Consider the following 12,323-nt stretch of genomic DNA (forward strand, 5'->3'; position numbering starts at 1 on the left):
TTTTTAAAAAACTAGTTTGTTATTTTTATGCCTATTGTGACCACTAAGAAAAGGATTTATACCAAAATAGCAAGAATTAATTATTTTTTTGATGATTGATTTTATCATAGATTTGTTTCATGGCTTGCTCGAACTTGCCTGTATTTTTAGGTTTATAATACTTCTTATCCTTGATTGTATCAGGCAGGTATTGTTGATTTACCCAGGCATTGTCATAATTATGAGGGTATTTATATTCTATCCCCCTGCCTAGTTCTTTGGCTCCCTTGTAATGAGAATCTTTCAAATGTATTGGTACTTCCCCACTGTTGCCATTTCTTATATCACTTAATGCTTCATCCAGCGCTTTATAGGCAGAATTGGACTTAGGAGACAAGGCTAATTCTGATACGGTTACAGCAAGTGGGATCCGGGCTTCAGGAAAGCCAAGGCGTTCAGCGGCTTCTACAGCAGCAATTGCACGTGGCCCTGCTTGTGGGTTAGCAAGCCCAATTTCTTCATAGGCGATTACCACTAACCTCCGGGCGATACTATCAAGGTCTCCAGCTTCGATCAGACGACCTAAATAGTGGAGGGAGGCATTTACATCGCTTCCGCGTATGGACTTTTGAAAGGCTGACAAGACGTCATAATGGGCATCTCCATCTTTGTCGTGTGTAAAACTTTTCTTCTGCATACACTCTTCTGCCGATTCAAGATTAATATGTACCATTCCGTCCTGATCAGCTGGGGTGGAATAGGCGGCTAGCTCTAACCCATTTAAGGCCGCGCGAAGGTCGCCGTTAGCAGCCTGAGCAAAGTGATCCATCGCTTCTTGCGAGACCTCGAGTTCAAGCTCAGCCAGCCCCTCTTTTTTATCTGCAATAGCACGTGATAAAGCTTCTTTGATATCATCTTTGCTTAGTCTGTAAAGTTCGAATAAGTGACAGCGGCTTCGGATTGCCGGGTTGATGGAATGATAAGGATTACTGGTGGTACAGCCGATCAGCGTCAACAAATTGGTCTCTAAGTGGGGGAGCAGGAAATCCTGCTTTCCTTTATCTAAACGATGTACCTCATCTAAAATCAACACCATCTGACCATGCATTTTTGCCTCTTCAACTGCAATTTCCATATCTTTTTTCTTATCCGTAACGGCATTCAATAATTTGTAAGGCAAGTTCAGACTTTTTGCCAGGGCCATAGCCATGGATGTTTTGCCGGTTCCTGGCGGGCCGAAAAGGATCATGGAAGCCAATCGGTTGGCTTGCACCATCCTCCTTATCGTTTTCCCTTCAGAAACGAGGTGCTTCTGTCCGATTATTTCATCTATATTGGTAGGTCGCATCCGAAAAGCAAGCGGCTGTTGTTTCATTTTATTATCCCCTTTATTCTTCTTCTTTCTTTTGATAAGCGTAGTCATATTTCAGATAGAATGCAAGAGCCGCACTTTCATGCTATAATAGCGTTTAGTTCAAAACGGAAGTGGTCGTTCTGACGCTGTTTGGAAGTTAGGAGGAAATACATGCTTCAACATCAGAAGAATTCTCATAACCAAGTGGTACGCTGGTCATTTTTTGTGATCGGTTTAATCATATTAGCTTTGGGCATCTCACTAACCATGCAAGCAAAAGGTCTTGGTATCGGTCCATGGGATGTCTTTCATTATGGATTATTTGTTCAACTGGGTTTAACCGTAGGGTCCTGGTCCATTATTGCCGGATTGGTAATTGTAGCTGTTACATCAATAGCGATGAAACAATGGCCACAAATCGGTACGATATTAAATATGGTGTTAATCGGTGTGTTTATTGATTTTTTCAATTGGATTTTGCCAGCACCCGATCACTTATGGACAGAATTATTAGTATTCGTAGCAGGGACGGCAGTCATGGCTTATGGAATAGGCATTTATGTTTCACCTGGGATGGGAGCTGGCCCCCGGGACAGTTTGATGCTGGTTCTGACAGATGTGACAGGTTGGAAAGTATCAACAGTAAGGAATTGGAATGAAATCATTGTAGCACTTCTTGGTTGGCTGCTAGGCGGACCAGTCGGAATCGGGACGGTATTTATCGCGTTGTTCCTCGGAACGATGGTTGGATATTCCCTTCCCCAGGCAAAAAAATTACTTAATTTTTTCTTGAAGAAAGGTGAAAGAAATGAAAATATCTACAAAAGGCCGTTACGGGCTGACAATCATGATCGAACTGGCGAAAAGGTACGGTGAGGGACCGATATCACTGAAACAAATAGCTAGAGAAAAGGATCTATCTGAGCATTATTTGGAGCAGTTGGTTGCTCCTCTGCGAAATGCACGTTTAGTAAAAAGTGTCCGTGGAGCGTATGGAGGCTATATGCTGACTAAAGCGCCACATGAGATTACTGCAGGAGATGTTATTCGTGTGTTAGAAGGTCCTATCACTCCCGTAGAAGGGATCGAGGACGAGGAGCCAGCCAAGCAAGCTTTGTGGAAAAGAGTAAGGGATGCAGTGAAAGAAGTGTTGGATACCACGACTCTCGAAGATTTGAAAGATCATGTCGAGGATCAAACACAGGACGCATATATGTTTTATATTTAATTTAAATGGAAGTGATTGGAATGAAAGCAATATATTTAGATCATGCAGCCACTACTCCCATGCACCCAAAAGTGATTGAAAGTATGCTGCCTGTCTATCAGGATGTGTTCGGAAATCCTTCAAGTGTCCACCAGTTTGGCCGAAAGGCGAGGAGAATCCTTGATGAGGCGCGTCGTACCATAGCAAAAAGCATCGGAGCCAGTGAAAAAGAAATTATTTTTACAAGTAGTGGCACGGAAGCGGATAACCTTGCATTAATCGGAACAGCCCGCGCGAACAGGGGAAAAGGAGATCATGTCATCACAACGGCGATGGAACATCATGCAACGCTCCATGCTGCAAAGCAACTGGAAAAAGAAGGCTTCCGCGTCACTTATCTACACCCGGATAAATCTGGCCTCATTGGGATGGAAGAATTGGAAGCTGCTTTAACCGAGGATACGACGATCGTTTCAGTAATGACAGTCAATAATGAAACGGGTATGATCCAGCCGATCAAGGAAATTGGCGAGCTTTTAGAAAAACATCAGGCTTATTTCCATACTGATGCGGTGCAGGCTTATGGAGTTCTGGATGTTAGTGTGGCAGCCATGAAAGTGGATATGCTCACTGTGTCAGGGCACAAAATCAACGGTCCTAAAGGAATCGGGTTCCTTTATGCAAAAGAGGGGACCCAGATGCAAACCTTGCACTATGGCGGTGAACAAGAGCGAAAACGACGCCCTGGCACTGAAAATCTTCCTGGTGTCAAAGGTTTGCAAACCGCAGTACAAGTAATGCTGGAAGAACGAGAGTCCCGGATGGAAACCTATCATCGATATAAAAAGCTGTTTTTGGAAACCTTAGAAGATGAACAGATTGAATTCACAATCAATGGAGAACTGGAAAATATGGCTCCGACCATCATTAATCTGAGTTTTCCAGGAATGAACGTTGAGACCATGTTGACTAATTTGGATCTGGCAGGTGTAGCTGCTTCGAGTGGCAGTGCCTGTACAGCTGGATCTGTAGAGCCCTCTCATGTGCTTTCAGCGATGTATGGCAAAGAAGATGCCAGAACGATTAATTCGATACGGTTCAGTTTTGGAATGGCAAACAACGAAGAGAATGTAGTCGACGCAGCCAAAAAAATCAGCCAGGTGATTAAACGGTTGAGTGAATGATAGAAGCATGAAAGATGGTGAAAAATATGAAAGATCCTAAAGATACTCGAGTCGTCATCGGAATGAGCGGGGGAGTGGATTCCTCTGTAGCTGCTTTGCTTTTAAAAGAGCAGGGGTATGATGTTGTCGGCATCTTTATGAAAAATTGGGATGATACGGATGAAAATGGCGTATGTACCGCAACAGAAGATTTTGAAGATGTCATACGTGTGTGTAATCAGCTGGATATCCCTTACTATGCAGTCAATTTTGAAAAACAATACTGGGATAAAGTGTTCAGCTACTTTTTAGATGAATATAAGGCAGGTAGAACTCCAAACCCGGATGTCATGTGTAATAAGGAAATCAAGTTCAAAGCATTTCTGGATCACGCTGTTTCTCTAGGTGCAGATTATTTGGCTACCGGCCATTATGCACAGGTGAGAGAAAAAGACGGTCAATTTGAAATGTTGCGCGGGATAGATAATAACAAAGATCAAACGTATTTCCTGAATCAGCTTTCCCAGGATGTACTGGCTAAAGTAATGTTCCCGCTTGGCCATCTGGAGAAAAAGAGAGTACGGGAAATTGCCAAAGAGCATGATTTAGCTACAGCAACAAAGAAAGACAGCACTGGCATCTGTTTTATAGGTGAACGTAATTTCAAGGAATTCTTGAGTGAATATCTACCTGCGCAACCGGGAGAAATGCAGACCCTTGATGGGGAAGTGAAGGGTAAGCATGATGGGTTGATGTATTATACGCTGGGCCAGCGACAAGGTTTGGGAATCGGCGGAGCTGGTGAACCCTGGTTTGTCGTTGGGAAAAATCTGAAAGAGAATATCCTCTATGTCGGACAGGGGTTTCATCATGAGACCTTATATTCAGACGCGCTGATTGCCAGCCAAATCAATTGGATCAGTGGTAAAATGCCGGCAGAAAAGATGGAATGTACCGCCAAATTCCGTTATCGCCAGGATGACAGTCCGGTGACTGTGATGGTGTTAGACGACGATAAAGTGAAAGTGATTTTTCACGAGGCACAACGGGCGATTACACCTGGCCAGGCTGTTGTCTTTTATGATGGAGAAGTTTGTCTTGGGGGAGCAACGATTGATGAGGTGCTTAAGAACGAGCAAGCTCTGACCTATGTAGGGTAAGAGCAAGAAAATGTTCAACTAAGACCATGCATGGCAGGATGCGCGCATGGTCTTTTCTCATGTGAAGAAAGGAAGGGATACGATATGGATAAGTTGGCTAAAGGTATCGAAGAGATGAAACAACAGAATTTAGAGCAGGCTGCTAAATGGTTCACAGAAGCGATTGAAGATAATCCGGAGGAACCATTAGGTTATATCAATTTTGGTAACTTATTGTTGCATATGAAAGATTATGAACGAGCACAGCGCTTTTTTGAGCGGGCGATAGAAAAAGACAGCCACGCGGCTACCGCCTATTATGGTTTAGGAAACACCTTTTACGAACAAGAGGATTATAGCAGGGCTCAGGAGCAATTTTTACGTGCAATTGAAGAGGGCTTGAATGAAGCAGATGTCCATTTCATGATGGGAATGACGTTCATCCATCAGGAGCATTACCGTCTTGCATTGCCTTATTTAATGACAGCAGCTGAAATAGATGAAAATGATATTGATATACAATTCCAATATGGGCTGTGTCTGGCACAAAATGAAGATATCGAGCACGCAGAGCAACAGATGAATCATGTGCTACAATTAGAACCAAATCATAGTGATGCCTATTATAACCTTGGTGTGATTGCATTGTACAAGGAAGATGTAGACAAGGCACTTGCCAAGTTTAATCAGGCCTTGGAGATCCAGCCGGAACACATGCTCGCGGCCAATGGTAAAAAACAGATAGAAAATATGTTAGACAACCAAAGCTAGGCAGGAAAGGAGAAAACGGATAGCAATGGAAACGATTGACGATAAGCAGCAGCTTGAATCAGGTTATATTAAAGGTACGCTGAACCGGATGATCTTTCATAATGAGTCCGAACATTTTTCCATTGCTTCCGTCCGTATCAAAGATACGAATGAACCAATAGAAGAAAAGGACGTCGTAATCAAGGGACATTTTTCTCCTTTAGAAGAGGGGGAAAGCTATTTATTTCAAGGAAAAATAGAGCAGCACCCTAAGTTTGGGCAACAATACCAAATTGATTTTTACCGCAGGGTGCTGCCTGAATCAAAAGATGGACTGATCGCATACTTATCCAGTGATTTGTTCCAGGGCATTGGTAAAAAAACAGCGGAAAAAATTTATCAAACCCTTGGGAACCAAGCTGTGAACTCCATCCTGAACGATAAAAATGTATTAGATAATGTCCCAGGTATGAAGAAAGAACAGGCTGACCGTTTATATCATGCATTGAAAGAACACCAAGGTTTTGAACACGTCGTTATTCATGTGTCGCAATATGGATTCGGATTGAAAATGGCTCAAAAGATTTATGAGGTGTTCAAAGATGAAAGCCTCTCTATCCTTCAGGAAGATCCTTATCAGCTTGTATTCCATGTGGAGGGATTTGGTTTTCACCGGGCTGATGAAGTAGCCCGAGTAAACCAGGTACCCTTCGATCATCCGACACGGATCAGGGCTGCATGTCTATATATTCTTCAACAAAGTTATCAGACTGGTCATGTTTACTTACCTACCCGTGATGTATTGGAAAGCCTTGACCGGCTTCTGAATGGCAGCCAGCAGGGAATCACTTTTGATCATCTCTCCCAACAACTGATTCAAATGGGCGAGGAAGGGGTGGTGAGGATCGAAACGGATCGTATTTATCTTCCTTCCTTGTTTCATGCAGAAAATGGCTTTTGCCATCAGTTAGATCGGATAACAGCAGAAAAAATGGATGCTGATTATACACAAGCGGAGTTATTGAAGATTATCGGCTCAGTAGAAGAAGAAGAATCACTTAGTTATGGGCAGGATCAATTCCAGGCCATTGAAAAATCATTACAATCGAAAGTGATGATTTTGACAGGGGGTCCAGGTACGGGGAAGACGACGGTTATCAAAGGAATCATCCGGGCCTATGCCGAATTGAATGAGTTATCGCTTAACCCGGATGATTATGATCAGGATGAACCTTTTCCATTTATATTGACTGCGCCTACCGGCAGAGCTGCCAAACGGATGACAGAATCAACTGGTTTACCGGCAAGAACGGTTCACCGCCTACTTGGCTGGGATGGTAAAAATTCTTTTGAAAAGAACCAAAATAATCAGTTGGAAGGCAAAGTTCTTATTGTTGACGAATTTTCCATGGTGGATATTTGGCTGGCTAACCAATTATTCCGAGCTATACCGAAAGATATGCAAGTACTGGTCGTAGGTGATGAAGATCAGCTGCCTTCAGTCGGACCAGGGCAGGTCTTGACAGATATGCTAGGTTCGGAGCAGTTGCCTTATGTCCAGCTGCAGGAGGTTTACCGCCAAAAAGAGGGCTCACGTATCATTCAATTGGCTCACGAAATTAAAAATGACAATTGTACCTCACAATCCTTGAAAAAAGAGCGAGACTTCACCTTTATTGACGCCAAAGAACATCAGTTAGTGGATGTAGTGACACATATAGTAAAACGCGCTATCGATAAAGGGATTGAACCTCGTGAAATACAAGTGCTTGCTCCCATGTACCGAACACAGGTAGGCATCAACAAATTGAATGAAGAGATTCAATTGTTAGTTAATCCCCCTAGTAAACAAAAACGTGATATAAAGTTCAAAGAGCTTGTCTACAGAACGGGTGATAAAGTGATTCAACTAGTCAATCAGCCGGAGGACGGTGTCTATAATGGGGATATTGGAGAAATTGTTGCCATTTTCAGAGAAGATGAGAATGTTGATCAGGTAGAACAGGTAGTAATAGATTTTGACGGAAAAGAAGTTGTCTACCCTAAGAAAGACCTGACTAACATCACGCATGCCTATTGCACTTCTATCCACAAATCCCAGGGCTCTGAATTTTCGATTGTCATTCTGCCAGTGGTTCGCAGCTACCGTCGGATGCTGCGTAAAAATCTTTTATATACTGCTATTACAAGAAGCAAGCAATCGTTGATTATTTGTGGAGATAAACAAGCTTTTTTAGAAGGAGTCAAAACTGAGGATACAAACCTTCGCTACACGCAGTTGAAAGAAAAACTGATGGAGAACAACGCTACACCAATACCAGACGAGGAAGAAGAAGAGATTTCTCCTTATGACTTTATGTGAACAGCATAGGTGGAGGTTGTAGGGATTACTCTCAATATAAGAATGGTACCCAGTAAGCCAAATTCCGGGCACTGGAGAGTATTTCTATGTATATTTGAAGCTTTGCCGGGACATGATAGGGGCTAAAAAGGAGTTTTTCTCTTGATTTGCCCTAACTGTCAGCGAAAAGATATTGGAAAAGTTGGTACCAACCAGTACTATTGCTGGAATTGCTATATTGAATTATCCTATGAAAATGGCAGAATGAACGTCCATCAGATTGAAGAAGACGGCAGCCTCAGTTCCCTTAATGACCTTTTCTTCCAGGAAGCAGAGTAAAATGGAAGAGAAAATCAGACGCGCATTGTATCGTTTTGTGCTGCTGATCTTTATACTATTAAGTCTATTCTTGCTTGCGAAGCTGTTTCCTTACTACAACGGGTTGTTAGTCGGAATCTGGAAGGTACTCACCCCTTTCTTGATTGCAGGGTTTATTGCTTTTCTACTTCATCCTATCGTCGAAAAGTTACATGAACGCCACCTTCCTCGCTGGATAGCGATACTGGTAATCTTCTTTATATTTTTTGCTGGAGTGGGGTATGGATTATATAAAGGAATACCCCGGTTAATCCATCAATTGAAAGACTTGAATGCACAAATCCCGGAATTCGCCGAAGGTTACCGGAATTTAATATTACAAATCTACCAGCAAACATCGGACTTGCCGGAAAGCTTTCATGATCAATTGACCGAAATCCTTTATCAAATGGAAACTTGGACCAATGAGCGTGTCACCATGCTGATTGCGAGCTTTAGTGGTATCGTGGAAGTGCTTGTTATTGCAGCAGTCATTCCTGTATTGACGTTTTACTTTTTAAAGGATATCGAACGAATTAAGGACGCTTGCAAAAAGCTGACTCCAAAACGCTTCCATTTTGAAGGTAAGACGCTGGTACAGGATATCAGTGTCTCTTTAGGGGGCTATATTCGTGGCCAATTCATCGTATGCCTATTCGTAGGGGGTCTGTCTTTTCTTGGTTTTTGGCTGATTGGGATCAAGTATCCTTTACTTTTAGGGGTAATTGTCGGGGCAACGAATATCATACCGTATTTCGGCCCTCTGATCGGTGCCTTTCCAGCTGTCATTATCGCGCTGACTACCTCTGTGAATATGGTAGCCTATGTTCTTATTACAATCATTGTAGTACAGGTGATCGAAGGGAATTTGTTATCACCTTATATTGTAGGGAAGAGTATTCATATCCACCCGATATTGATCATCCTTGCATTGCTGGTAGGGGAAGAAACGGCAGGGATATTAGGAATGATTCTTGCAGTGCCGATTCTCACCTGTATCAAGGTGATTGTGGAGCATATATGGAGAGCAAGGACTACCCATTGACATCTCTTGGATATTTATCTATAATAACGCATATCCAAATCAAAATGTTATCGAAATATGTAGAAGGAAATGAGTATGCAGCAGACCATCTTTAAGAGAAGGATTTCCCTGGCTGAAAGAGATCCTGGATGAAGGGCTGCGGAAGCTATTCCAGAGTGCGGTTAATTCCCGCCGGCAGCGCACCGTTATCAAGCGTCCAAGGTGATGGAGTTCTACTCCATAATCAGGGTGGTACCGCGGAAATCATAACCCGTCCCTGCTCAATACGAGCATGGACGGGTTTTTTTATACGATAAGGAGGAAATGAATGATGAAAAAACTGACATCAGCACAAGTACGTCAAATGTATCTGGACTTCTTCAATGAAAAAGGGCACCGGACTGAACCGAGTGCTTCCCTTGTTCCCCATGAAGATCCGTCTTTACTATGGATCAACAGCGGGGTAGCAACTTTGAAAAAGTACTTTGACGGCCGGGTCATTCCTGAGAACCCACGGATTGTCAATGCTCAAAAATCAATTCGAACCAATGACATTGAGAATGTTGGTAAAACTGCACGTCACCACACGTTCTTTGAAATGCTCGGAAATTTCTCAATAGGTGATTACTTTAAAGAAGAAGCAATAAAATGGGGGTGGGAATTCCTTACAAGCCCTGAGTGGATTGGATTTGAGGAAGAACGTTTATCTGTTACTGTCCATCCCGAAGATGATGAAGCATACAGTATCTGGAAAGGCATAGTTGGTATTCCTGAAGAGCGCATCATCCGCCTGGAAGAGAATTTCTGGGATATCGGGGAAGGGCCAAGTGGCCCAAACACGGAAATTTTCTTCGACCGTGGAGAAAAATATGGTAATGACCCGAACGACCCTGAATTATATCCTGGGGGAGAAAATGAACGTTACTTAGAAATATGGAATCTTGTATTTTCCCAATTCAATCATAACCCTGATGATACCTATACACCTTTACCGAAGAAGAATATTGATACAGGAATGGGCTTGGAACGTATGGTATGTGTCATCCAGGATACCCCGACAAACTTTGAAACGGATTTATTCCTGCCTATCATTAAGGAAACAGAGAAGCTTGCCAATGTAAAGTATGGGCAACACAGCGACTATGATGTAGCATTTAAAGTAATTGCCGATCACATCCGTACGGTGGCATTTGCGGTAGGAGATGGAGCACTGCCTTCCAATGAAGGGCGAGGATATGTTTTACGTCGTCTTTTGCGCCGCGCAGTAAGATTTGCAAAGCAAATCGGTATCCATGAGCCATTCATGTATAAGCTGGTTCCTCAGGTTGCTCAAATCATGATCGATTTCTACCCGGAAGTGAACGAAAAGCAATCATTCATCCAAAATGTAATTAAAACAGAAGAAGAGCGTTTTCATGAAACATTGAATGACGGGCTGGTGATTCTGTCAGACATCATCAAGGATGAAACGAAAAAGGGGAGCAATGTGTTCCCTGGAACAGAAGTTTTCCGTTTATATGATACCTACGGTTTTCCGAAGGAATTGACAGAGGAATATGTTGAAGAAGCCGGATTTACCATTGACGAAGAAGGCTTCCAGGCAGAAATGGAAAAGCAGCGTGAACGCGCCAGAAGTGCTCGCCAGAAGTCGGATTCCATGCAAATTCAGGAAGGCGTGCTTGGAGATGTTCAGGTAGACAGTGAATTTGTCGGATATGAAAACTTACATGTAAAAGCAACAGTTGTTGAACTGATTAAAGGGAAAACATTTGCAGACACTGTTGAGTCAGGAGAGAGGGCTTATATTTTTCTGGATAAAACTCCTTTTTACGCAGAAAGCGGTGGGCAAATCGCTGATAAAGGTGTTATGAAAAATAATGAGGTTGTCATTGAAGTGCAGAATGTACAAAAGGCACCTAATGGACAACATATGCATGAAGTAGTGGTCAAGGAAGGTACGCTGACAAAAGGTGCAGTAGTGGAAGCAACTGTAGATCAATCTTCTCGTTCATTTGTGGTAAAAAACCATACGGCGACTCACTTGCTGCATCAAGCATTGAAGGATGTACTCGGTGATCATGTTAATCAAGCTGGTTCACTTGTGGCGCCAGACCGTCTTCGCTTTGACTTTTCACATTTCGGGTCTGTATCGGAAGATGAATTGCATAAAATTGAAGAAATCGTCAATCAGAAAGTCTGGGATTCCATTCCTGTAAAAATAGAATATAATTCCTTACAGGAAGCAAAGGAAAAAGGTGCCATGGCATTATTCGGTGAAAAATACGGAGATGAAGTCCGTGTCGTTCAAGTAGGTGATTACAGTCTTGAGCTTTGCGGTGGCTGTCATGTACTTAATACGGCCGAAATCGGATTGTTTAAAGTTGTCTCCGAGACAGGAATCGGGGCAGGTACCCGACGTATTGAAGCAGTTACAGCAAAAGGCGCATATCAATATATGAATGGGAAAGAGATACTCCTTAAGGATGCTGCTGAACGTCTGAAAACAAAACCTGAACAAGTGCCTGAACGAATCGATGCGCTTCATCAGGAGCTGAAAGCCGAACAAAGGGAGAAGGAATCCCTGGCTGGTAAGCTTTCCAATTTGGAAGCTAGCTCAATTCTGAATGAAGTGGAAGAAGTGAATGGCATCCAAGTGCTCGCGAAGCAGGTAGACGTCAAAGATGCCAACAGTTTGCGAAACATGATGGATGAGCTAAAGCAAAAATTAAACTCAGGAATTATCCTGTTAGCAGCTGCAAATGGTGAAAAGGTACAATTAATTGCAGGAGTTTCCAAAGACCTTATCGAAGATGGTTATCATGCAGGAAAATTGATCAAAGAAGCTGCAGCTCGCTGCGGCGGCGGTGGTGGTGGACGTCCAGATATGGCGCAAGCCGGGGGGAAAGACCCTTCAAAAATTGGTGACGCCCTTCAGTATGCAAAAGAATACGTCCAATAAGCTCCTATGTTTTTCAAACTCCTGAATTAAGTATATAATGGAGTAAATCA

10 protein-coding genes are annotated in these 12,323 nt (G+C 42.8%); 9 read left to right on the top strand and 1 reads right to left on the bottom strand.

Translation table 11 applies throughout. The annotated features are described in order from the left end of the window. Positions 1-76 precede the first annotated feature (76 nt). Positions 77-1,354 carry a replication-associated recombination protein A gene (locus BLV00_RS13435; RefSeq protein ID WP_093045497.1) on the bottom strand — a complete coding sequence of 426 codons (1,278 nt, stop codon included), beginning with the start codon at positions 1,352-1,354 and terminating at the stop codon, positions 77-79. A gap of 150 nt (positions 1,355-1,504) precedes the next feature. On the opposite strand from BLV00_RS13435, the gene BLV00_RS13440 reads away from it, so the two are divergent. The 9 genes from BLV00_RS13440 (at position 1,505) to alaS (ending at position 12,273) form a co-directional block, all read left to right on the top strand. Then, positions 1,505-2,209: a YczE/YyaS/YitT family protein gene (locus BLV00_RS13440; protein WP_093045498.1), complete on the top strand. Its 705-nt coding sequence runs from the start codon at positions 1,505-1,507 to the stop codon at positions 2,207-2,209. After that, complete coding sequence (gene cymR / locus BLV00_RS13445; RefSeq protein ID WP_028783311.1) at positions 2,142-2,561, top strand: cysteine metabolism transcriptional regulator CymR; 420 nt, start codon at positions 2,142-2,144, stop codon at positions 2,559-2,561. The genes BLV00_RS13440 and cymR overlap by 68 nt, the downstream gene beginning before the upstream one ends. A gap of 20 nt (positions 2,562-2,581) precedes the next feature. Beyond that, positions 2,582-3,724: a cysteine desulfurase family protein gene (locus tag BLV00_RS13450; protein ID WP_093045499.1), complete on the top strand. Its 1,143-nt coding sequence runs from the start codon at positions 2,582-2,584 to the stop codon at positions 3,722-3,724. A 26-nt stretch (positions 3,725-3,750) separates the two neighbouring features. Continuing rightward, positions 3,751-4,863 carry a tRNA 2-thiouridine(34) synthase MnmA gene (mnmA, locus tag BLV00_RS13455; protein ID WP_093045594.1) on the top strand — a complete coding sequence of 371 codons (1,113 nt, stop codon included), beginning with the start codon at positions 3,751-3,753 and terminating at the stop codon, positions 4,861-4,863. Between the two features lie 84 nt (positions 4,864-4,947). Beyond that, the gene (locus BLV00_RS13460) at positions 4,948-5,613 is read left to right on the top strand and encodes a tetratricopeptide repeat protein (protein ID WP_093045500.1); all 666 of its coding nucleotides are present in this window, start codon (positions 4,948-4,950) and stop codon (positions 5,611-5,613) included. A gap of 25 nt (positions 5,614-5,638) precedes the next feature. Next, positions 5,639-7,954 (top strand): SF1B family DNA helicase RecD2, encoded by a 2,316-nt coding sequence (recD2, locus tag BLV00_RS13465; RefSeq protein ID WP_093045501.1) that lies wholly within the window; start codon positions 5,639-5,641, stop codon positions 7,952-7,954. Between the two features lie 141 nt (positions 7,955-8,095). Then, entirely contained in the window at positions 8,096-8,272 is a 177-nt protein-coding gene (locus BLV00_RS22020) for a hypothetical protein (protein ID WP_093045502.1), read from the top strand. A gap of 1 nt (position 8,273) precedes the next feature. Beyond that, positions 8,274-9,335 (top strand): AI-2E family transporter, encoded by a 1,062-nt coding sequence (locus BLV00_RS13475; RefSeq protein ID WP_093045503.1) that lies wholly within the window; start codon positions 8,274-8,276, stop codon positions 9,333-9,335. A gap of 310 nt (positions 9,336-9,645) precedes the next feature. Beyond that, the gene (gene alaS / locus BLV00_RS13480) at positions 9,646-12,273 is read left to right on the top strand and encodes an alanine--tRNA ligase (RefSeq protein WP_093045595.1); all 2,628 of its coding nucleotides are present in this window, start codon (positions 9,646-9,648) and stop codon (positions 12,271-12,273) included. Positions 12,274-12,323 lie beyond the last annotated feature (50 nt).

The sequence above is a fragment of the Thalassobacillus cyri genome, from assembly GCF_900107755.1.
Lineage (GTDB): Bacteria > Bacillota > Bacilli > Bacillales > Halobacillaceae > Thalassobacillus > Thalassobacillus cyri.